Annotated in this window: 1 protein-coding gene; it reads right to left on the minus strand. The window is 43.5% G+C overall.

Annotated features, from left to right (window positions below; all coding sequences use genetic code 11):
• Positions 1-131: 131 nt before the first annotated feature.
• A partial coding sequence (locus FHD02_RS24965; protein WP_000641146.1) for an IS1 family transposase occupies positions 132-230 on the minus strand: 99 nt, incomplete at its 5' end.

The following is a 230-nucleotide window of genomic DNA, read 5'->3' on the forward strand; positions in this document are numbered from 1 at the left end:
TATAAGGCCGTTACAGATAGACTGTAATGGGGGGTGTGTCAAATTTACCGATTAAACGGAATATGTCAGAAGGAACATTCCACGATGTTTGTTCCGCAGTATTACTTAACCTTTAGGGTAATGACTCCAACTTATTGATAGTGTTTTATGTTCAGATAATGCCCGATGACTTTGTCATGCAGCTCCACCGATTTTGAGAACGACAGCGACTTCCGTCCCAGCCGTGCCAG

The organism is Citrobacter sp. EC_71 (assembly GCF_019584005.1).
Classification (GTDB): domain Bacteria; phylum Pseudomonadota; class Gammaproteobacteria; order Enterobacterales; family Enterobacteriaceae; genus Citrobacter; species Citrobacter werkmanii.